Origin of the sequence: Gangjinia marincola (assembly GCF_039523415.1) — a bacterium.
GTDB classification, from domain to species: domain Bacteria; phylum Bacteroidota; class Bacteroidia; order Flavobacteriales; family Flavobacteriaceae; genus Gangjinia; species Gangjinia marincola.
Window position 1 is genome coordinate 210871 of record NZ_BAAAFG010000013.1, and the last position, 24194, is coordinate 235064.

Below are 24194 nucleotides of genomic sequence, written 5' to 3' on the forward strand. Positions count from 1 at the left end.
TTGGGATGGGTGTGCCTCTTTTGTGATAAACGGGAAGGCTAGTAAAAGTCAGCTTTTGAAAAGGATCTGGAAACGGGAATACTCGTAGCAACATTATCTAAATGTATGTTGAGTGACCTGGCGTTACCATCAATAGCCATTATATGTTGTGTGTTAATAAGATAAGAGCGATGACAACGTTTTATTTGAGAAAGATGTTCTACTTGTATTTCAAGCTGTTTTAAAGAAAGTCTGATTAGTTTATGCGTCAACGTACTACCGTCCAAATAATATATCGTGATATAATTCCCTTCTGATTGCGCGTATAGAAAATCTGATAATAGCATTACAAGAGGTGATGCTTTTACACTTTCGTCTTGTATTTGAACTGTAATGGTCTCTTCTACCCGTGAGGGTGATAACTGATTAGAAAGTAATCGTGCTCTCTCAATATTACGTTTTGAAAGTTTTCGCTCTTTATAAAAGATTAAACCTATGATAGGGAAAATCCCTATCGAAGCAGTAATTTTTAGAAAAATAAAAAAGTTGTGATATAAATCAATAGTGCGCCACCAATTGTAATTGTGCAAGGAATTAAACGCACTTATGATCAAGATGCAACAAAATTGTAATAGAATTTCCTTTGCTATGGTCCATTTTTCTGGGTTAAAAAACTTTCGAAATAGTCCAGGAAGAATAAAATAGGTGGTAGCCACACCAAGAAAAACTGAAACCCCAAAACCCGCCAAGAATACATACTTATAAGATATTGACTGCGCTGCACCAAAAGGTTGAAAAACAATTAAAAATACAAAAACAAAAATACCCGACAATAACGCAAATAGCCACTTGTATTTAGCGTTTTGTAGTAACGGATATGGGGAGTTGAGCCACTGCATAGGAACCACTATGTTTTAGACTGATATGTATAGAAATAATTATATCGCCCTTTTTGAGCGATTAGTATATTGAGTGCCTCTTTCGGTAATTTTTCTATGTTGGTTTGTAACAAACGTTTAAATGTTATTTTATTTTTCCTATATTCTTTAGGATCAATAGGGTTATTCCAAGTAAGATCCCAATTCCGCTAAGAATATATCCTCCAAATTTGTCTTTATTTCCCCGAATAAAATATGCTTCTCCACCTTTATCGATGAATTGCACAGTCTTATTAAATCTCAAATCCCTATTTCGTTGAAGCGGTGTTTTGTCCGCGTGATAAACGGTAATTTCATCTCTGATTTTTAAGTTGTCCAATTGTTCAAATTTGGGGCCGAAGTCTCCTTTTTCTTTTCCAACAAATATGTCAAAGACAAGAGGGAAATCTTCAATGTGTATAAATCGATGATTTCCTTTATTACGATAATTTATTTCTTGAAATGTTTTGTCAAAATAATCTATTTTTCCAGTGACGCTTTCAAATTCAGTTTTTTCTTTACTTCCTCTAATGGATAAGTAAATTCCAAATCCTACAATAGCTATACAGGCAATAAGAGATTTATAGAATATTTCTTTAGGTTCTTTTTTTGTCATGCAGCATCTGTTTTTCTCAAAGTATTGGAGCTACGTGTTTGAATAATAATAGTTGCGTAGTGCCTTCGACGATCCGCCCGCTGGCGGAGAGAGGAAGGCAATGCAACTTAACTTTATAAGAATACACACCAAACTGGAAATTCGCAATCCCAGAAATTTCTGGATTCATAATTAGGCGAGAACTAGCAATGAATTATTCACATTATTAATTATAGTTTCTATCTTTTATTAAATTTTTAAAAATAATCGTTATGTTAGCTGTTAAGTATCCCAAAATAATTACAATACCTACAATTCCTAATAGTATTTGTCTTTGGTGATTTGGGTCAGGATTTAAAATCATTTGAATACATAAATAAAGGATAAATAAACAAAAAGGATAAAGGATAAACCTTGTCAATATTTTTATAAAAGTCCATTCTTTAATCTTTTCCTGTTTTAATTTCGATTTATCAGTCAATCCAGGATTATTTATTAGTTCAATATTCTCGATGTCCCTTTGTAATTCATCAGTCAGTAGTTTGGTTTCGTATTTCTTGGCTTTTCCCAAAACAAAACTCAATAACAGTCCGATAACTAAAATCCCGAATGTTCCAATTATTGCCATTTTAAAATCAGTGGATAGAAACAAACCTGAAATCATAACAATTAAAAATCCCATAGTAATTTTATTTAGGAATTTGTGATAGGGATTTTTTTCCTTTTTTATTCCGGTCAGTTTTTTGTTCTGGTCAAAAGTCAGATGGAAAATAGGATATACACCACGCAAAAAATAAGAGGAACGCCAAATCAAAAGTTCATTCGGTTTAATTTCTCCGCTGTACTTTGTAGTGTTGTAGAAAAATGCATCATTCCAATGGTTTTTCAGATTACTTTTTTTATTATGAACTATTAGTTTCTCTATGTCTTTCTTTTCTGCCAAAAGAGTTTGTATAAATTAAAGCTAAGGGGATTTATGTCCTGCCTCCGACGATCCGCCAGCCGGCGGAGAGAGGAAGGCATTTTAAAGGCGCAGCCCCACGGGCAGCCATTCCCGACGCTTCGGGACGCCCATAGTTACTTGTCCAACTACCGGTGGATACACTGTGTTGAATGCACTTTGTCTTCGGTCAGCACGACTTTTGCCCTTATACCTTAGGATAAAAATAGACAATTCAATTGTAATGGGGAGTATTACATCCTATGATCCTGATGGATCAGGGGAGTGCAAGTTATACTGAAAAAAAAGGTGGTTTAAGTAAAAAAATATTATTTAACGTTAAAGTACTGGACTAAGGCTTTTTATAGGAGCTGTTGTTGGCAATTGGCTTTTCACGTTCCTAATTTATTTATTATTATGTTTTTCATACCTGTAGTAATTCTTGAACTTCCAGTATTTTTATTATTAGCCATATCTTCATAATACTGGATTTCTTTCTTCACATAATCTTCTACTCTTTTTAAAGCGGTAACAAAAAGTTTTAAAAGTTGTCCACTTAAATGATTTTCAAAAGAATCATTTATTTCTGCAACTCCTCTATAAATATTAAAAGTTTGAAAAGAATGATACTTATTAGCCTGTGTAGCATATCTGTTTCCGACTTGTGATTCTTTAGCTAATTCTTGAAATACTCTTAAAGGTTGTTTTACATCTGCTTTTAAAAATACTGAAGGGAATATTCCAAAAACTTCAATTTCTGAATAACTTGATGAATCGTTTGAAATCCTAACTAATACAAATAGACTTCTTGGAAAGCCTGATTTTAAATCTCCTTGTACTTCATATAAATAATTTTGAATCAATGCATCAGGATTTCTTTTATCAGAATTAAACCTAAAATTTTTAGATTTTTTCAAAGAATTATAAATTCCTTTCTCTCTAATCTTTTGAAAAGATAAATCAACAGAATTTTTCAAATCTTCACCAATTTGTTTTTCTTTTTTTTTTAGTTCTTGTTGAGTTCTCCGAAGTTTTTCTATTTCTTCAAATTTAGTTTTATGACCCATAGTCATCTTTAATAATACGTCAGCATCTTCATCAAATGAATTATCAAAGGTTTCTTTTATCGAATCTAAATTTTTTAATCTTGAATTGTCTATTAAAGTTAATCTTCGTTTCCAATCTTTTACCAACATATCTCTTATAAGTTGCAGTAGTTCAAATGGATATTTGTCATTGTATACTTCGGGCATATCATCTTTAATAGCTATGACTAAATTCGAATATGGTGTTTTGTCCGAAAAGATTTCTCTTTTCATAACCAAATCGTGAAGAGTCGCACCTATTTGATAAATATTCAGAGACTTCCATCCTAAAATGGAATCTTCTTCAGTTCTCAACAAAAATTCTGGTGCTGCATATCTTAAAGTTCCGACAAACGATTTCTCCTCTTCATCGCTAAATGATTTTGCTCCAACGAGTTTTAAAACACCCAAATCCATTAAAATAATTTCTCCGCTATTTGAAACCATAATATTTTCAGGCTTTATGTCTCTGTGAGCTATGTTTTTTTCTTCAAGAAGCTTGCTTGTAGTTGTCACAAGTTTTAATAGAACATTTTTGATGAATTCAAATGAGTAATCTTTCTTTAAAATGTAATCCTTAAGATTAACTCCTAGGATAAATTCCATAACGAGATAATAATATGTTTGATTGTCAAAATCAGTATTACCACCTTCGAATATCTTTATCAAGTTTGGTATTGTATGATTTTTCAAATCTATTTCTTGCTGAATTCTTTTAGTTTGAATTTCATGACCAAACCTTTCAACCAAGTAGTTGTCAAAAACTTTTAAAGCAAAATCTTTACCATCTTTCGTCGCTCTAAATACAGCTGCGGATTTTCCGTTATTTATTAATGAAATAACTTTATATCCATTCAATTCAGTTCCTTTGATTTCTTTTTCTAATTGTAAAGATTTAGTTCTGTCCATTAATTTAGTTCTGGTTTTTTTAGCTTGTTGCCAACGCTGGACTATGTGAAGCCACGTTATGGATTTTAAATTTATACAATTTATTGCTGATAATTTAAAATACATGTTAAATGTGGACAGGTAGCATATAGCTGTTGATAGTGCCTCCGACGATACGCCAACTGACGGAGAGAGGAAGGCATACTTCGATCTAACCTAAAGGTGATTGTAAGCTATCTTTTTAATTTATATTCCTATGAAATCTGGCATAGCCCAGCGATGATGTACAATTCTCAATGAGCAGGAATTGGAGCGCAGCGACAATGTAGCAACTTGAGTTCACCTTTAGGTGAATTGTACATCAACGGTTTCGTATAAGAAACGTAGGCAGGTTATGACCACAATGTTTCGGATTGATACTAAGCAAAATAAATATTTTCTTTTATCATTTTTATAAACGTCAAACATTATAGTTGACAACTTAGCTAATGAACAAAGACCTTTTTCTTAAGAACAAAATATCTCTATATTCTATACTGATGTTAAGCGACGTTTTCATAGAATTCGCTTAAATCTAATATTGCCCTTCTAATTGCACGATAATCATTCCTAGGTACATCAACATAAATAGAGTTTTCAGAATCTTGTTCTGTCGCCTCAAATAATCCTTTAGGAGCGTTATTTGTATTCATCAAGTCTACATAACATCCGTAGTCAATACTATATACATTGTAGCGTGCCCCTGGTTCATCTTTTCCAGATACGTTTTCTTTAATCATATGTATTACTCTTGCATCGAATAAATAATCGATTAAAGGGTCTTTATGATTAGTTCTTAAGAGGAATGCACGTGAGTTGCGTTCTCCAATAACTTTATCACGAATCCATTGAAGTAAATTAAACGCATTTTCATTCGTGGAAATAGCTTTTTCTTTACCTCTGGAAAACCATATTCTTGCAGCATTTCTAATGTTATCCATTGAGATTTTAGAATCAGAAGCTTTAGTAGCCGCAATGCCTAAAATATTTATTGCATCTCTTGGAACTCCTTCAGAAGCCCTTACAAATTCGTGAAACGTATTGGATTGAGTAAAAGCTCTATTAATTAAGTCATTAGAATCAATAATGTTTGCTGAATCATTTATACCATTAAAATGGTGGAACAATAATTCTTTAAAAAATTCTAATGATTTTCCTTCATCATTATCGAATACCATATATTCATCTAAATTTTGGCTTGTAGAGATATCTGCTCCTTCTTCAATTCCAATTCTAGTATGATTAGCATCAAATAATGAAAGATTAGTTCTTTGCTCTATTGCAGCAATTTTAACTGTAATACCTGTATTAGGTAAAATGGTTCTTCTTATCAATTCAGATAAATATGGTTGAAGTTCCTGAGGAATTTCTGCCCATTCATCAAATAGAATCCAAATATGAACAGCTAGTTTTTGAGACATAAGTTGTAATGATTTGAATACCGAAGAAAAATGAATTCTGTGGTGTTCAACTCCTTGCCTTTTTACTTTTTCAGTTTTTGATACATTATCTGATTTTACACTCTTATCGGATAAATCTAAAGATGGATTTTTCAATGATATATTTAAACTGGTTCCTATTTCTTTATTTTCAGTTCGATTAGATGTTTTATCTGTTTCAATTTCTATATTACCACCAACTATTATTTCTGTAATTGCCTCCCATAAGCTATCTGCCAACGGACTAATAATACTTAAGTCATACTTATCAGATTGATCGCTTATAACTTCATCAATTATTCCATCTATGACATATGTTAAAGTGTCGATTAATAGCCTAGTTGCTCTTTGAGTAATTGGCAAAGAACTATCAGAAAATATACCACCATTTGATCCTATTGTTCTTAAATCAACATTGATTACGATATCTCCTTCATTTTTTAATGAGTTACCTAAATATGCAAAAGCGTGTGTTTTACCAGTACCTCTTCGACCATAAAGTATTTCATGATCTCTGTTTGATAGAATCGTAAATAGCGGACCGACGTTAACAAATGTATTAACCAAATAAGAATTATCCTTAGTTTCTGCACGTTTAGAAAGTCTTAAAAAAGTAGTATTTATTTCGTTCATATAGTGACTATTTAAATCTTTACTAATCCCAAATTTAGGTAATAAGCATTTATTTATAAGGCAATACTGGTTTTTAAATAATTATTTAATAAAGTTAGAGAGTACTATCATAAATAAATTTATATGATTTACGTATTTTCAAAAAAATCCGCTCCAGGATTTATTTATGGCACTTCAATTTCGCTCAGTGCAGGCAGTGGGGTAAGGCACCACAGATAGCTATTCCCGAAGTCTCGGGACGCCCCATGGTTACTTGTCTGACCACTGGCGGATACATTATGTGAAATGTACTTCGTCTTCGCTCAGAACACTTTTAGCCTTTACACCTTTGGATACAAATAGACAATTAGATGGTAATGAGGAAAATTAAATCCGCCGATCCCAATTAAAGTAAAAAAAGCAACTACTAAAAAAACCTACCCCAACTTAGGATACTCCCCAGGATCTACCTCATGAAACATGGCATACACTTTCTCTACCACATCATCTACACTGGGCTTAGAAAAGTAATCTCCATCCGTCCCGTAGGCCGGTCGGTGGGCTTTGGCGGTTAAGGTTTGAGGCTTGCTGTCTAAATGGCGGTAGGCATTTTGCTGCTCTAAAATCTCTTGTAAGATATACGCACTAGCGCCACCGGGTACATCTTCATCTATCACCAGCAGTCGGTTGGTCTTGGCCACGCTTTTTACGATATTATGCGCTAAATCAAACGGAAGCAAGCTTTGTACATCAATAATTTCGGCATCTATGCCAATCTTAGCCAAGGTTTCTGCAGCTTGGGCAACGATGCGTAGGGTAGAACCGTAGGATACCAGCGTAATATCGCTTCCCTCACGAAGGGTTTCAACCACACCCAGCGGAGTCCTAAATGCACCTATATTGGACGGCATTTTTTCTTTTAATCGGTACCCGTTTAAACATTCTACGATCAGCGCAGGCTCATCTGCTGCTAGTAGCGTATTGTAAAAACCTGCGGCTTTGGTCATGTTTCGGGGGACTAAAATGTGCATTCCGCGTAATAAGTGAATAATCCCACCCATCGGTGAACCACTGTGCCAAATACCTTCCAGGCGATGCCCGCGCGTACGTACAATCAAAGGTGCTTTTTGAGTTCCTTTGGTGCGGTAGAGTAGGGTGGCCAGGTCATCACTCATGATCTGTAGCGCGTATAGCACGTAATCCAGGTACTGGATTTCGGCTATGGGGCGTAAGCCCCGCATCGCCATCCCAATGCCTTGCCCTAAGATGGTCGCTTCACGTATTCCGGCATCTGCAACACGCAGCTTTCCGTGTTTTTCTTGCAAGCCTTCTAATCCCTGATTCACATCCCCAATCTCTCCGGCATCTTCACCAAATATGAGCGTCTTTTTATCCTGACTAAAGATGTGATCAAAATTATCCCGAAGGATCACGCGACCATCCACTTCTTCGGCTTGGTCATCGTATTGAGGCAACACTTCAGCAACGCCTAATGCTCCGCTGTTTGTGTCGTTATAGAGATGACTACTGTATTCAGGTTGTACGGTGTTTTTAAAATCTTCGGCCCAGTTTGAAAGCTGCCGTTTTTCAGAGGTGCTCTCATGGCGCAAATAAAGCAGGGCTTTTCGGGCACTACTCAATAAATCACTCTTGGTGGGCGTGTCTAATCCCTTAAGTCGGTCGATCAGTGGGCTAAGCTGGTTGTTTTCTTCGGAATTTTCCGCACAAGCGGTCAATAATTCAACTACTTCATCGCGTTTGGTCGTAATAGGATTGAGGTAATTGCTCCAGGCAGCTTTTTTACCGTCTCTTACCTGTTTTTTAATGTCTTTTTCTAGGGCGGAAAGTTCCTCGTCGGTGGCGATGCTGTTCGCGATCATCCATTCCCGCATCTTTACATTACAATCATGCGCAGCCTCCCAAGCCAATCGATCTTTACTCTTATAGCGTTCGTGAGAACCTGAAGTGGAGTGACCTTGCGGCTGAGTGAGCTCCTGCACGTGAATCAATACCGGTACATGTTCTTGACGGGCAATGCCCGAAGCTTTTTCATATGCCTCAACCAAGGCGACATAATCCCATCCTTGTACGCGTATGATTTCATATCCGTTATGGTCTTCATCCCGCTGAAAGCCCATTAAAATCTCGCTAATATTTTCTTTGGTGGTTTGGTGCCGCGCGTGGACCGAAATCCCGTATTCATCATCCCACACACTCATCACCATGGGGACTTGTAAGACCCCCGCAGCATTAATGGTTTCCCAAAATAAGCCCTCGCTGGTACTGGCATTTCCAATGGTTCCCCAGGCAACTTCATTTCCCGCTTCGCTAAAGTTGGTGCCGTCAATACCCTCTACATGACGGTAAATTTTAGAGGCTTGTGCTAATCCCAATAGTCGGGGCATCTGCCCTGCGGTAGGAGAGATGTCTGCACTGGAATTTTTTTGTTTGGTAAGGTCTTTCCAGTTTCCGTTTTCGTCTAAACTATGGGTAGCAAAGTGCCCGCCCATTTGTCGGCCCCCACTCATGGGTTCCTGGGCTAAATCTGTATTGGCGTATAACCCCGCAAAAAACTGCTCTATGCTCAATTGACCAATGGCCATCATAAAGGTTTGATCGCGGTAATATCCTGATCTAAAATCCCCGTTTTTAAAGGCTTTAGCCATGGCTAATTGAGGTACTTCTTTCCCATCACCAAAAATCCCAAACTTAGCCTTGCCCGTCAACACCTCACGCCGACCCAATAAACTGCACTCACGGCTGGTCACAGCAAGTGTATAGTCATCAAGAACCTGGGCTTTAAACTGATCAAAAGACAAGGATTGTTTTGAAGTATCTGGCGTTTGCATAGCTTAGTTTTAAGGAGTGTAAAAATAGCGAATACCACCTAGTCTCACAATAGCCTGTCACGTGAAAAAACTATTAAAAATGCAGTAAAAAAGCTGTTTGACTACTAATTATGCAACAAAATGAATAGAAGTTGATTTTTGTTGCTTTTTATGCAATGAAAAAAGTCAGGAGGGTTTTAAGAAGAAATATCTTAATACCAACGCCGGGTAAATAAGCCGGTTAGGGTTTGTAAATCAAGCGTAACGATAAATCTGATTTTTTGATCGTAATTATCCTGAGCGATCTCCCAACCCAAATTAGAATATACGGGGAAAAACAGTTCAAAATAATCTTCTACTAAATTCAATCGTATTCCGCTATCATAGACAAACTCCGGCGAGAACCCTTTGTTCTTGACCAATCCTACATCACCGTAGGCAAAGATCCAATTCCAGATTGTGGCACTTCCATTGACTGTGGTAATCCACTGGTTGGCAAATTCTGGTTGCAGCTGTGATTTAAAGCCTCCTTCACCAATCACAATTTGTTGGCTAAACAAGCCTTCTTCCTCACTACGCCCGTAGTAATTGTAGCTAAACAGGTAATCATTAGGGCGATCTAAGGCAAAGCTAAAGAAATCACCCTCAGTACTGTTATACAGAAACGCTCCACCATAAAACCTAAGGTTGAACTGGCGGTTGTTGACAAATAGCTTTCGGTAATTCAGCGTGACAGCGAGTTTCCCAAAATCTTCAGCGAGTTGATAATCCATAGATGCGCCCACTAAACTGGTAAGGTTGGAATCAATGTAGGCGTAACGCGCATTAAAAAGTTCAAAGTTGGGCTCTTCTAAAGGATTCTCCTCGTTCTCATCCTGATCCACTGATACCCACCTAAAGGTTAAAAACTGTTTTCCATTAGCACGCAGATATGGATCGCGATACCTAAACTGAATAAAAGGGTTGTACTTAGTGTAGCGCAGATCATCATCAAATGAAAATGTACTCCCGCTAATCCCGTATCGAATAGAATTTAGGTTACTATTCTCAAAAAACTGGGTATACGAAATCCCCGCAGAGCCGTTTACCTGGTTACTGTTAAAACCATACTTAGGGGCTACTTTGTAATCAATGGGTCGTTTTAAGATAGTCTTGTTATAAATTTTTGGACCAACGGATATACCATCATACACATTGAAATCAAACTCTGGAATGAAAAACACCTGATTGTATCGTGGGTCTTCAATATCGGTAAGCAATCTAAACTGTAAGGGTTTATTGAGCAAGGTCTTGACAGCTTTATAATTATTACGCCGGTTGATTTCAGGAATGATACCTTCATGGTTTAGTCCCAGGCGTCTGATGCTATCTGCAGGGATAGTGACCTTTGTTTTTTTACGAATGGGATCAATCCAGGTTTTAAATACAACCTTTTTCTTGTTTAATCCATAGAGAGACACCGGCATCATAGCATCAGATTTGCTTTTGATGGTTACGACCAGCGAATCTTCCTTTCTTCGTACCCGACTGATAACAAAGTCAATCGTTTTGTTCGTATCTACGTATTCTTCAAAAAACCAATCGGTAGGTTGATCGGTATGGGATTGAAGTATACGTTTAAAATCAGCCGCCGAAGAAATCTCAAGCCGATGGGATTCGTAAAAATCCTTAAGACTTTGAGCCACGGCATTATCCTGCAAATAGCTGTCTAGGTACTTAATTCCTACGCCCGCTTTATAGGGATTTGCCAGCGTTTGGTTGTATTTCACCAAGGAATCCTGTGAGGTGGATAAGGCCTGCTGCAGGTTTAAACGCTCTGTGTTTTGATATAGAAACGTGTATTGCTCATTAAATTCTTTATCGGCAATATGAAACCAGCGTATTCCAAAGAAATCACTCAAGCTTCCTATAATTTTCATGTTGGGATAGTATTTATCCACATATTCCATTAAGAGATAAATATGAATTCCATCCAACAACCATTTTTCTTTTCGGGGATTGACTAACAGCGTGTTCTTAAGGTATTTTCCTGTAATGGTTTTGAGCTGTTTCATTTCATACTGAAAACCATCTGGAAACGGCCGAATAAAAGAGGGCAGTTGATTGAGACCGTAGACAGGATCAATCTTATATTCCTCTTGAGTAATCAGCATAGATTCATGAGGATATTCTCCCAGTCGCTCTTCTAAAAAATTGAGTATACGATCAATTGCCAACGCACGCATAGGTGCTTTTAATTCACCGTCTTTTAAATTAGTGGTGACTGTAAAATCTTCGGCGATAATTTTTTCTAAATCGGGATCACGGGTAATGTACAATGTAGCATTGACGACTTGATCTCCTTTAAATCTTCGTTCATTATACGGTTGTTCCCCGGGGGTATCATTTACTGCTAAATCTGAATGTGTAAAATAGTCCCGTGGAACCTGTACTTTTAGATCAACCTTAGCCGGCGGAGTATAATGATCATGAATATTCTTATTGCTGTAGAACTGCCAACCCTCATTGTTATATACTGCTGGTGAAATATACCAGTAACGTAGCTTATAATTACCATTATCGTAACCAAAACGCGTAAATTGAGCATCTGGAACGCGAACAGTATATTGCAGGTTTAGAACTTCTTCTTCGCCGGGTAATAATGGATTTGATAGTGTTACTTTGATGACATCTGGAAATCCTTCAGGACGTTCCCAGGTGTAAATTGTTCCTTTTTTGGTATTAACCAGTTTAGAAAGTGTGGTTTCTCCGCGAGAATCATCCCCGGCGTAAAAGAACCGTCTTCTAAAATCTTCAGAAAAACGTTCACCCAGCGGAGTGGTTTTAGACGAAAAGCTATTTGCCCAATCCATGAGGTAAATCTCAGAAAGTTCATTAGGAGAGGTGTTTTTGTAGGTAATTGTCTGGTCGATTTGTAACGACCTTTTCTCCTCCAGCAACTTCACACTGATATCCATAGTATGCTGAGCCTGCAGCTGTACAGCTTGTAAAAGGAAAAAGCATAAAAAGGAGGCAATTAGTCTCAATGGTAGATTACAAATTTTTCAGGTGAGTAACGGGCATCTTCAATGGTAAAGAAATAGACACCGGGAGATAATGTAGCTACTTCAAGCGATTCCTGGTCGGTTGGGATGCGTGTAGCCAGTACTTTTTTTCCGAAGGAATCAAAAATAGCCACATGTAATTCTGCCTGATCCGGCGGAAGATTAAGGTATACATTTTGCCGAACTAGTGAGTTTTTGAGCAACGGTTTACGTGGTTTTTCTTGAGGAGTTTCAACTAAAAGCAGATCACTGTTGAGTTCAAGATTCATGATTACGGGCAAGTGATCACTCATATCTTCCAGGGTTTGCCGTAAATCCTGCCCGTAAAATCCGCTGCAATCTACGTCTCCTATATTATCGTTGTAACAATTGCCGTTGTTGCCGTAGGTTTCGTAGGTATCTTCTACGTAGCTAATCTCGTGATTGGGATCCATCATATTTTGAGACACCAGGATAAAATCAAATCTGTCATCCAGTCCGCCACCTGCACCCGTAGAACTGCTGGTTCTGGTACTTTGGGTATGTATAGCGCGGTAATTAAAATTGGTATGCCAGCCGCCGGCCTGACCAATGGGATCCCTCATGGTAATGTTATTGGTACCATTTAATGTATTTGTTATTTCAAGGTAAGCAAACTCTTGCGAGGAATATACATTTAAATCACCTGTAAAGATGACATTACTATCATCTGGGATAGTTTCTAAGAAGTCAGTAAAGGCATCTGCCATGATGAATCTGCGGTTCTCGTTATAATCACCCTGACCGGCTTTTAGATGGGCAACGAATACGTATAAACTCACTGGAGTGGGAAAACCTTGATCCAGTACATTAAGCCGAAAATAGTTGATATCTCTGGTGACCGAAACTATTTCTCCTTGAGCGATTAAGTCGAAGCGTTGCGTATTGTAGAAAATCATCTGATGTATTTCTGCACCTCCCGAAGCGTTTGGAACAAATTCTGACCTGTCATACGTCCCCGGAAGATTTGCAAAGCTCTCACTCAAAATTTCGTCTCCACCGGCTTCAGTTTCTAATTCGCAGATCATAAATAGATCCGGATTGATATCCTCCAAAATCTCTGCTAGCAAATCTTCACGATTAGAGGGCGGAGCTGAAGGATAGTTCAATACATTATAAAACATAGTGCGCAGCGTAGCCTGACCAAACACATGGTGCACACCACCTATGCTAACCAGAATAAAAAAAACTAATCTGAATTTCATTTAGAAATTTGGAGATAAATTATACTCGTCATAAAATTTGTCCAGGATGTCTATCACCTCTTCTTTGGTGTCAACTACGTGAAAAATATCCATATCGCCAAGGCTGATATTTTCAAAACGTTCTAAAAGAGTACTTCTTATCCAGTCCACTAATCCACCCCAAAAGTCCTTTCCTACCAGGATGATAGGAAATTTGTCAATTTTATGCGTTTGAATGAGAGTCATCGCCTCAAAAAGTTCATCCAAGGTTCCAAAACCACCGGGCATAACCACAAATCCTTGTGAATACTTTACAAACATGACTTTACGTACAAAAAAGTAGTCAAAGTCTAGGCTTTTATCATTGTCAATATATGGATTATCATGTTGCTCAAACGGTAGATCTATGTTAAGTCCAACAGATGTTCCTCCCGCCAGGTGCGCTCCTTTATTACCGGCTTCCATAATCCCTGGACCGCCGCCGGTGATGACACCATACCCGTGTTGAACTATACCTTCGGCAATATCAATTGCTAATTGGTAATTGGGATGATTAGGTTTGGTTCTGGCTGATCCAAAAATTGAGACGCATGGTCCAATCTTACTCATGCGCTCAAATCCATCGACAAATTCGCCCATGATTTTAAATATGGCCCAACTATCATTAGTCTTAATTTCGTTCCATCCTTTGGGGCGACGTTCTAAATTCATGTGTATACGTTTAATTCTAATTCTTTTTTAAGGTAAGGAGCAGTAAAACCTTTAGCTGACTTAGCAACTTTTTCAGGTGTTCCAGATACAACTACCATACCGCCGTTTTTACCACCATCTGGTCCAATATCGATGATATGGTCTGCGAGTTTGATTACATCCAGATTATGTTCTATGATTAATACAGTATTCCCTTTGTTGGTGAGTTTATTTAATACTTCCATTAGAACACGAACATCCTCAAAATGAAGCCCTGTAGTAGGTTCATCTAAGATGTAAAAGGTATTACCCGTATCGCGTTTTGATAACTCTGTAGAAAGCTTGATGCGTTGTGCTTCACCACCAGATAGGGTTGTACTCTGTTGACCTAAGGTAATGTATCCCAGTCCTACACTTTTGATCGTTTTGAGTTTGCGATAAATTTTAGGGATATGTTCAAAAAATGCTGTGGCCTCATTTATTGTCATAGCCAAAACATCTGCAATAGATTTACCTTTATATCGAATCTCCAGAGTTTCACGATTAAAGCGTTTGCCATTGCAAGTCTCGCATTCTACGTAAACATCTGGCAAAAAATTCATTTCTATCACCTTAAGTCCACCACCTTTACAGGTCTCACATCTACCGCCGGTTACATTAAAACTAAATCTCCCCGGTTTGTATCCACGTATCATAGCTTCGGGCATTTTAGCGAACAGACTTCGTATCTCACTAAATACTCCCGTGTAGGTAGCGGGATTAGACCTGGGTGTTCTTCCGATAGGAGATTGATCAATATCAATGACTTTATCGATATGTTCTAATCCTTTGATGGATTTATACGGAAGCGGTTTCTTGACCCCGTTAAAATAATGCGCATTCATAATAGGGTAGAGCGTCTCATTAATTAGCGTGGATTTACCACTTCCTGAAACACCGGTAACCAAAATCATTTTTCCAAGCGGAAGCTTAACCGAAACGTTTTTAAGATTATTTCCTGTACACCCTTTTAATACAATCATATTGCCATTTCCCTCTCTTCGCTTTTGGGGAACGGCGATTTCTTTGTTTCCGTTAAGATAGTCAGCGGTTAGGGTGTTTTGAAGCATCAATTCTGCAGGTGTTCCCTCGCTAATAATCTCCCCGCCATGTTTTCCTGCCAACGGGCCAATATCGATCACATGATCGGCACGTTCAATCATGTCTTTATCGTGTTCAACCACAATGACAGAGTTTCCTACATCACGAAGTGAAACCAGCGAATTGATCAACTTTTCATTATCGCGTTGGTGCAATCCAATACTGGGCTCATCCAAAATGTATAATACACCTACTAGTTGCGAACCTATTTGCGTGGCCAGTCTAATGCGTTGCGCCTCACCACCAGAGAGTGATTTTGATCCACGGTTTAGGGATAAATAGGTTAATCCTACATCCACTAAAAACTGTAGGCGCGTTCTAATCTCTTTAATCACCTCCCCGGCGATTTTTTCTTGGCGTTCGCTCAAATTACTCTTTAACTCATCAAACCAACCCGTAAGCTCCTGAATGTCCTTGGAGGCAAGTTCAGCAATATTAAGTCCGCCCACTTTAAAATAAAGTGATTCTTTTCTCAGGCGTGCGCCATCACACTGCGGGCAGTGGATTTTATCCATGTACTCTTTTGCCCAGCGGCGTAAAGAAGTGGAATCGTTATTAGTGTAGGTATTCTCAATAAACGTAGCGACTCCCTCAAAGTCAATTTTATACTTTCGGGTGACACCAAGCGTTTTTGAATTGACTTCAAATTTATCTTTCCCACCAAAAAGGATCATGTCCAGCCCTTCTTGCGGTATTTTTTCAATAGGGTCAGTAAGCTTAAATTCAAAACGATCTGCAATCAATTGTAATTGCTTAAAGATCCAATTGCTCTTTTTTTCTCCGTGTGGTGCGAGTCCACCGGCATTAATAGACTTTTTTGGATCCGGAATAATTTTTTTGAGGTTTACCTCATGCACCGTTCCTATACCATTACATTTAGGGCAAGCGCCCTTAGGAGAGTTAAACGAAAAGGTGTTTGGTTCTGGATTAGGATAAGAGATTCCGGTACTGGGACACATTAAATTCCTACTAAAAAAACGGGCTTCTTCGCTATCCTGCTCAATAATCATAAGCACATCATCCCCGTGATACATAGCGGTTTTGATAGTCTCTGTCAAACGATTATTTTCATCAACATCATCATCTACATTAAGACGATCTACTACGATTTCAATATCGTGGGTTTTGTAACGGTCCAGCTTCATGCCTTTTTCGATGTCCTTTATCTCGCCATCTACCCGCACTTTGACAAAACCTTGCTTGGCAATTTGTTCAAAAAGCTCACGGTAGTGCCCTTTGCGCGAACGAATAATAGGAGCAAGCACGTTAACGCGTTTTCCCTTGAAATTTTCTATGATGAGCGTTTTGATTTGTTCATCGCTATAACTCACCATTTTTTCACCCGTATTGTAACTGTAAGCGTCACTGGCACGTGCGTATAAAAGCCGCAGGAAATCGTAAATCTCTGTGATGGTGCCTACGGTACTCCGCGGACTTTTACTCGTAGTTTTTTGCTCAATGGCAATCACAGGGGAGAGACCATCAATTTTGTCCACATCTGGTCGCTCCAGTCCACCTAGAAATTGGCGTGCATACGCTGAAAATGTTTCAATGTAACGGCGTTGACCCTCAGCGTAGATTGTATCAAAAGCCAAAGAGGACTTACCTGAACCCGAAAGTCCTGTAATCACTACTAACTGCTCCCGCGGGATGCGAACATCTATGTTCTTTAAATTGTGTACTCGGGCACCTAAAACCTCAATAAAATCGTCTTCTTTTCTCATAGAACTGCAAGACGCGAAGATACTTAAAATAGCGCGATTTTTAAAGAGACATAATAATTAAGAATTTATTAAACCTTAGGAAGTGATTTTGTCTTCAAAATGGTGCGAATAGCGATTACAGTGTTCTGTAATTCTGAAATTGAATTTCAAGTTCAAGTTCAAGTTCAGATTCGAGTTCAACATCGAATTCATCTTCACTCACTTCAATTCCAAGCCCTCACATTGCTTAAGGGAATTTCCATAAGACCTTCTATTTCTCGCTTTTGTGCAATGCGCGCACCACTTTCCATTTCTTCAAAATTAATCCAGGTGGCTTTGAGTCCGCCAACCGGGATAATATCTACCCACATTTTGTAATACTGCGGGATGTAATTCTCATCCAGCACCCAAACATAAGAATCGCCGGGAGTTGTTCCGCCTGTGGAGTAAGTCACCTTAAGTCCCTGAGTGGATTCATTTAAGGTGACTAAACTTCGTATAGTTCCGGGATCCATCACCTTATAGGGTGCAATAAGCCAAAAGGAATCATTGTTAAATCTACTTATTGCATTTTCAATGGCTTCGGTTTTATCTTTGGCACTGGGGATTTCACCATTGATAAACACATTGCTTAGTTCGGGAATCAAAATCCGCAAGTTAACCACTGTATTATCCCACTTGATATCCACCAGGTTATTCTCACGATCCCATACATAATCACGCTTTCTAAAGGTCCATTTTAGATATCGCGTATCTTTGTAAGCATCATAATTGAGTGCTGTAAGCATTTTTTGGGCGAGTTGATCAGCTTCGGTAGAAGAGGAACCCTTAGGCAGAGCTTCGTTTTTAATCACATAAATAATTCCTCCAATCACAATAAATGCGAGAAGAATTCCGAAGGAATACATCAAAAATTTTTTCATAAAAATCATTCTTCTTGAATCTCGCGTTCCTCTTCTCGTAGTGAAGCGTTATAACGATCAAATGAATTGTGAAGATATAAAATTAAGACGCCAAATAAGACCGCCATGACGATCAAAGCATTATTCAATGCGCCACTAGCGGTAAAGGAAAGCCTTATGAGAATAGTAGAAATGATGAAACCAGAGTTACGAATGATCTTGTAAAATAGATCTGTATTAAAAAACGATAAAAGTAAAAGAAGTACGTCAGTAAGAATTAATAAGGTGAAAAATTCATCAAAGAAAATATCATTAATATCAGAGAGGTTGTTTACCATTCGATCAACCGAAATAAAATTCTCGTAAATCCAGTTCCACAAACTATAAACAGCCATTGCAATAAAAGTAGGAGCAAGCACGATAGCAATAATTTTTTTACGATAAATAAATTTCTTTAACCGTTTTGGAAGATCATTTTGATGTTTAAATGCATACCTGGACTTCATTTTATAAAACAGGTAAATTAAAAAGAAGAGAATAAGAGTCGTAATGATATCGTAAGTAAACTGTAAATCGTCTGGCTCTTTAAACCAGTTAGGTGTCATTTCTAAGTTTGCTAAGTCTTTAAAAATACGCCGTATAACAATTAATGTAATGATCTCATATTGCTTAACAATGTAGTTTGAAATTGATTTAGGCAGATAAAAAATAAGCAAATAGACTTCATACAAAAGAATAAATGAAAAAGGGGTATAAATAGCGGCAATTGGATCTGTGAGTAAAGCTGAGTCTCTTACATTTTCAATCCAGCCTAAGTCTACTAAAAAAATGAGGAGAAGATGAACTACAAAGCTAAGTACCGCAACAAGTATAAAGGCATGTTCTGTTTTAGTTCGGGTTTCCTCAGAAAGCAGAACATTAAAAATTTTTTCTACATACTTTTTTAGGGAGGACATGTTCCATGTTGATTTTCAGAAAAGTAGGAAATAATAACAAGGCTTTGAGTAACTTTAGAAAACATTATCATTTGTTATATCAGACGCAGATATGTTTTTGAAAAATTAAGAGAACTCATTAAAGTTGGGTTAAAGACAAAATCTTAAAGTAATTAGAGAAGGAATTCCTGTATATTTCACAAAAACAGAAAATAATGAGTACAGTAAAAGCATACGGTGCTAAAGAAGAAAAAGCAGATTTAAAGCAAATGTCTATCGATCGCAGGGAGCCCACCAGCGATGATGTTCATATAGAAATAATGTACTGTGGAGTTTGCCATAGTGACTTGCATCAGGTTCACAATGATTGGGGTGGGAGCAAATATCCTGTTGTTCCCGGTCATGAGATTATCGGTAAAGTAACGAAGAGGGGAGATAATGTTGATAGTTTTGACAAAGGCGACTGGGTTGGGGTAGGATGCATGGTAGATTCTTGTCAGACCTGTAGCGCGTGTAAAGATGATCTTGAACAATTTTGTGAAAATGGGGCAACCATGACCTACAATAGCAAGAATAAACATTTAGATGGTCACACCTTTGGAGGATATTCTGAAACAATCGTCGTAAATAAAGAATTTGTGCTAAAAATGCCCGAAAACCTTGATCCCAAAGGAGCAGCTCCGCTATTATGTGCAGGTATTACCACCTTTAGTCCGCTGCATCACTGGAAGGTAAGTGAAGGTGATAAAGTAGGAGTAATTGGTCTTGGCGGTCTTGGTCATATGGGAATTAAATTCGCGGCTGCTATGGGCGCACATGTGGTGATGATCACGACCTCCCCAGAGAAAGCCGAAGACGCCAAACGCCTTGGAGCAGATGAGGTATTGATCTCTAAGGATGAAGATGCTATGAGTAAACAGGAGGGTAGTTTTGATTTTTTACTCAACACTATTCCCGTTGGACACGATGTGAATCCTTACGTAAATCTACTTAAACGTGATGCTACAATGGTGATGGTGGGTGCGATCGAACCCATTGATCCGCTACACGGCGGGAATCTTATTATGGGGCGTAAAAGAATTGCGGGATCGCTCATCGGCGGAATTAAAGAAACGCAGCAAATGTTAGACTTTTGCGGTGAGCATAATATTACTTCAGACATTGAACTTATCGATATGCAAGACATTAACGATGCCTACGATCGTATGCAAGACGGTAAAGTTAAGTACCGATTTGTAATTGATATGCAGAGTTTAAAAGATGCGAATTAATTCGTGACTTTTTCATAAAACAACCCTGGTTGATCACATGCCATAGCACTGTTATGGCATGTTTTCTTGGAGCTGAAGATGAGGTGCTCGGTGTTATCCTGGGTACAATTAACAATCATATTTTCGGGTGAAGAATAAGTGAGTGTTGCTTCGTTATTTTCTTCAGAAAAAGTGTAGGAACCTTCAGCTCTTTTAGTAATACCATGGTCAATGCGTATTTTAGTGAAGGTACCATCTGGATCAATGAGATATTCTTCGTAAAACGGAAGGTCCTCACCGGTTCTTTCGCTTCCGACCATATTTCCGGTGGTTTTGAACAATCTCCAGGTTCCTACATATGGATTGCTTGTAGCGTTCTTTTCTTTAATAGCATTTCCATCGGCACAAGAGATTGCTATGATAAATGCGATACTGGTGTATATGGATGTGAGCGTAATACTTCTTTTGGTGAACATAGGGATATTTTAATCAAAATATTAGTAGTCGCAAGTCACTTTGAAAAGCGGCTCTTCTCTCAGCGTAAGTCGTTTGGGTATTTTTCTGATTTCGGTTAATTTCATCCTGTATAAAGGATGGACGATTATTGTATCCGTTAAGTCTCTGGTATCACGATTGTACATAGGGTAGCGATAATGATCTTTCGTAATGTCGTACGGTGTAGAAGTGACCTGCTCTTTAGTATAGAATCGTTCTTCCTTAGGATCATGCGTATAGTAAACAGTATCTGAAATGAGCTTTTTTTGAGCCAAGTACTTTAAATATAGATAATCTTCATCATTTTTATTCTCAAAAGGCCGCCTCTTCATGGGTTGGTTTCCGTCGATGGAGAGTTGATCTTCCTTAAAACTTCCCATAAATGGAGATACATCTGTTCGTTGCGAAGATATAGTGCTAACTATAAAATCATTTTCTTCGTTAGCAACCACTAGAGTATACAAAATCTCTTTTTTACGTGTATAATCGCTGTTGAGATAGAAATGTATTTTTTTAGGAATCGAGGTTTTCATATCCTTATAGGGATAAGAAAAGCAATTTGGACTCTTATTAAATATAGGGGTCATTTCAAGATAATCTTTGGACAAAAGTCCTACATAAAGTCTCATATCATCAATGTTGGAGTAGGTAAATCGTACGCTGTCATTCAGGGGTATAGTTTTTCTTCCATAAACTACCAGAGATTGTTTGGCCACGTCAGGTATAAAATTAATACGTTGAGAAGAAATGCGATATATCCCTTTTACATATCCACCAAAGTATGTAAGTATAAAAGAAGTATCTTCAAAAATACTTAAATGAGCACCTCCCTCAGGGCTAGTAGAAGGAAATGAATACGATCCCGATATAGCCTCCGGGCTCAAATCCTGAGCCTGAACATCAACCCTTATCATGGAAAATAGAATTATCCAAAGCATCATAGCTTTCTGGAAAACACGTCTAGTATTTTGCAGGTCCCACATTGGTAGATGTTTTTACAATAAATTGACGCAGATCCTCATTCGCTTTTTGTAAATCTTCTTTACGTAAATACATCATATGTCCACTGCGATATCCTTTAAACGCAAAACGATCTTTCAATTTCCCACTAGGATCAATTTGCCACATCGTATATTTAGCATTAAAGTAGGTTGTTGCACCGTCGTAATACCCGGATTGAAATAATATGTTGAGGTAAGGATTTTGAGCCATCGCCTGGCGCAGGTTATCTCTCGTATTATTATCACTATTATCCCAGGGTCTTACAGGACCAAACATATTGTATTTGATGTCAGTTTTAAAATTGAGTTCTTCTTGGAGGTAATAATTTATCGCAGGAGTGAAAGAATGCAACCAGGAGGTAAGTTCAGCACTATAATCAGGAGATTCACCTCCAAGCTTTTTATCGATACCCAAATATCTTGAATCTAAGCGCCCGATCGTATTTCCCGTTTTATCGCGTAACAGCGCTTTCCAAAAATAGGATGTAGGCACGCGCAAATTTTGCTGTAATATCTCCTTTTTCTCCAAACCAGAATAATAAGCCATTTTCTCGGCGACAGCCTCTCTTTCTTCATCCGTAATAAAACCACCTTTTGCTAATGCGGGGATAAGAGTACTCACGGTATATGCTTCAGATTCAGGCAATATCTCCAATAAATCTTTTTGTTGTAATGAAGGATCTAGGGCTTTTTGATACCAGGCAGCAGCCGTAAAATAAGGTAGATTCAATGCATCGCTCACTGGTCCGCCGGTGCGTAATACTTTATAATCGGCAGGAGAAACCAAGATCACCCCATTCAAATACATCCATTGTTGGTCTTGCAAAGCAAGCGCTAATCCCGAAACTCGCGTTCCCCCATAACTCTCTCCAATAATATACTTGGGCGCGCGCCATTTATTATGTCGGGTTACAAACGTATTAAGCCATTCGGCTAGGTAAGTAATGTCAGCGTTGATTCCAAAAAATTTACTGCGGTCAACCTCTTCACCGGTTTCAGGAATTGTACGTGAATAACCGGTATTAGCAGGATTTACATAAACTATATCAGCCACATCTAAAATAGAATATGGATTTTCCTTCACACCGTATGGTTGTATGGGATATCCCTCATCATCAATTTTTAAGATTCGCGGACCGGTATACGCCAAATGCATCCATACACTTCCAGATCCGGGTCCGCCGTTAAAGGAAATAACTAGCGGCCGAATGCCCTTTTCACCTTTTTTAGGTGTTTTTTTGTAATAGGTATAGTGTAAAGAAGCAATGGGTTCTCCCATTTTGTCCCAAACAGGCTGCGTTCCGGTCTCTGCGCTATAATTCAAAAGAATTCCATTAATAGTCACTTGATGGTTGGTTACTACGATGGTATCGATCGGCAGTTTGCGCTGTTGACCAAAACTTAACCCGGCGGTAAAACAAATAATAAGGAAAATAAGAGAAGTAAATTTCATGACGTATTAATTAAAGCCTCTAAGATAGAAACTAAAATGAACAATAAATAACATACTATTTCTTCTGCGTGCTCTCGTCGCTTATTCGCGACTCGACCGGGCTTTCACTACTCGCTACCCCACCTTGTTTGGGGTGAGCTCAAACACGCCGTTCAATCCCTTCCCGGGGGGGCATTGCGAGAAGCGTCAGCTTCAACGCAATCTATTACCTTGGTCTCAGTTCTCAGTATTCAGTCACAATATTCAGTGTTCAGCCTCAGCATCATCTAAAAAAGTATATTTCCTTAATAACTCAATAACTCAATAACTCAATAACTCAATAACTCAATAACTCAATAACTCAATAACCTATAACTTAATAATGAATAACTCAATAACGCTCTCCAACCTCCTAAGCCTTAGCGCGGTAGGACCAGCCTACCAATATAGCATACCAACCTACCAATATACCAACCTACCAACCCATCTAACCAAGTCTAACCCATCTAACCAAGTCTAACCCATCTAACCAAGTCTAACCCATCTAACCAAGTCTAACCCGATATGAACTGACGCACTTCCTCCTCTAAGGGAACTAATCCCTAATCCCCATTCAAAAAAAAGTCATGTTTTTTCAGTGTACATATACAAGTAAATCAATGGTTTGAGAAAAGAATAAAAAAAACTTCATTTTTTTTTGGATAAAGTTTTGGTAGAATGGAAAAGGTTGGTGTATATTTGCACCCGCTTTGAGAGAAACATGTGAGACAAGATGTTTTGAGAAGTTAAAAGTTCATTAAAAGATTACGATGGTTTTAGGGTTAGGGATTCGGTTGAGAATTTCTAATTTGATTGAGGTTCGATTCCTTGAGTAGTAGCGATAGTTAAGTTTCACGTGATACGCTTCTTGATTGAGGTTTATGTGGTGAGATGTATGTTCATTGATATATTGATTGACAGCACAAGAATACCTTTAGGGGTATACTTGGTAAGAAAAAAGAATTAAGACTGATAAAAGTTCATTTGAGATTAAGAGTAGCGATTAAGATTTAATTTGTTGTATTGTTAAAGAGACAAC

Annotated in this window: 16 protein-coding genes; 1 reads left to right on the plus strand and 15 read right to left on the minus strand. The window is 38.0% G+C overall.

The window, feature by feature from the left end; translation table 11 throughout:
- Window positions 1-38 precede the first annotated feature (38 nt).
- The 12 genes from ABD000_RS06730 to ABD000_RS06785 all read right to left on the minus strand — a co-directional run bounded on the left by ABD000_RS06730 (window position 39) and on the right by ABD000_RS06785 (window position 18959).
- Window positions 39-878 (minus strand): LytR/AlgR family response regulator transcription factor, encoded by an 840-nt coding sequence (locus ABD000_RS06730; protein ID WP_343765051.1) that lies wholly within the window; start codon window positions 876-878, stop codon window positions 39-41.
- A gap of 124 nt (window positions 879-1002) precedes the next feature.
- On the minus strand, window positions 1003-1512 hold the full coding sequence (locus ABD000_RS06735) for a hypothetical protein (RefSeq protein ID WP_343765054.1): 510 nt from the start codon (window positions 1510-1512) through the stop codon (window positions 1003-1005).
- Window positions 1513-1717: 205 nt separating this feature from the next.
- The gene (locus ABD000_RS06740) at window positions 1718-2434 is read right to left on the minus strand and encodes a hypothetical protein (protein ID WP_343765057.1); all 717 of its coding nucleotides are present in this window, start codon (window positions 2432-2434) and stop codon (window positions 1718-1720) included.
- A 389-nt stretch (window positions 2435-2823) separates the two neighbouring features.
- On the minus strand, window positions 2824-4425 hold the full coding sequence (locus ABD000_RS06745; protein WP_343765060.1) for a protein kinase domain-containing protein: 1602 nt from the start codon (window positions 4423-4425) through the stop codon (window positions 2824-2826).
- Window positions 4426-4946: 521 nt separating this feature from the next.
- Window positions 4947-6515, minus strand: a complete 1569-nt coding sequence (locus ABD000_RS06750; RefSeq protein WP_343765062.1) for a hypothetical protein — start codon at window positions 6513-6515, stop codon at window positions 4947-4949.
- Window positions 6516-6931: 416 nt separating this feature from the next.
- The gene (locus tag ABD000_RS06755) at window positions 6932-9343 is read right to left on the minus strand and encodes an alpha-ketoacid dehydrogenase subunit alpha/beta (protein WP_343765064.1); all 2412 of its coding nucleotides are present in this window, start codon (window positions 9341-9343) and stop codon (window positions 6932-6934) included.
- A 191-nt stretch (window positions 9344-9534) separates the two neighbouring features.
- A complete protein-coding gene (locus ABD000_RS06760; protein ID WP_343765066.1) occupies window positions 9535-12279 on the minus strand; it encodes a gluzincin family metallopeptidase in 2745 nt (914 codons plus the stop codon).
- A gap of 65 nt (window positions 12280-12344) precedes the next feature.
- A complete protein-coding gene (locus ABD000_RS06765) occupies window positions 12345-13589 on the minus strand; it encodes a T9SS type A sorting domain-containing protein (protein WP_343765068.1) in 1245 nt (414 codons plus the stop codon).
- On the minus strand, window positions 13590-14279 hold the full coding sequence (locus ABD000_RS06770; protein WP_343765071.1) for an LOG family protein: 690 nt from the start codon (window positions 14277-14279) through the stop codon (window positions 13590-13592).
- A complete protein-coding gene (uvrA, locus tag ABD000_RS06775) occupies window positions 14276-17122 on the minus strand; it encodes an excinuclease ABC subunit UvrA (RefSeq protein ID WP_343765074.1) in 2847 nt (948 codons plus the stop codon). The genes ABD000_RS06770 and uvrA overlap by 4 nt, the downstream gene beginning before the upstream one ends.
- A 203-nt stretch (window positions 17123-17325) precedes the next feature.
- Window positions 17326-18024 carry a hypothetical protein gene (locus ABD000_RS06780; protein ID WP_343765077.1) on the minus strand — a complete coding sequence of 233 codons (699 nt, stop codon included), beginning with the start codon at window positions 18022-18024 and terminating at the stop codon, window positions 17326-17328.
- Window positions 18025-18029: 5 nt separating this feature from the next.
- Window positions 18030-18959, minus strand: a complete 930-nt coding sequence (locus tag ABD000_RS06785) for a hypothetical protein (protein ID WP_343765079.1) — start codon at window positions 18957-18959, stop codon at window positions 18030-18032.
- A 194-nt stretch (window positions 18960-19153) separates the two neighbouring features.
- Between ABD000_RS06785 and ABD000_RS06790 the strand changes: the two genes are divergently transcribed.
- A complete protein-coding gene (locus ABD000_RS06790; protein WP_343765081.1) occupies window positions 19154-20209 on the plus strand; it encodes an NAD(P)-dependent alcohol dehydrogenase in 1056 nt (351 codons plus the stop codon).
- Here ABD000_RS06790 and ABD000_RS06795 read toward each other — a convergent pair.
- Genes ABD000_RS06795 through ABD000_RS06805 form a run of 3 tightly spaced genes read right to left on the minus strand, consistent with a single transcriptional unit; the run spans window position 20206 to window position 23137 of the window.
- On the minus strand, window positions 20206-20664 hold the full coding sequence (locus ABD000_RS06795) for a hypothetical protein (RefSeq protein WP_343765084.1): 459 nt from the start codon (window positions 20662-20664) through the stop codon (window positions 20206-20208). The two genes, ABD000_RS06790 and ABD000_RS06795, sit on opposite strands and share 4 nt — an antisense overlap.
- A 21-nt stretch (window positions 20665-20685) precedes the next feature.
- Window positions 20686-21597, minus strand: a complete 912-nt coding sequence (locus tag ABD000_RS06800) for a hypothetical protein (protein ID WP_343765087.1) — start codon at window positions 21595-21597, stop codon at window positions 20686-20688.
- Between the two features lie 46 nt (window positions 21598-21643).
- Window positions 21644-23137, minus strand: coding sequence for a S10 family peptidase (locus ABD000_RS06805; RefSeq protein ID WP_343765089.1), 1494 nt, complete (start codon window positions 23135-23137; stop codon window positions 21644-21646).
- Window positions 23138-24194 lie beyond the last annotated feature (1057 nt).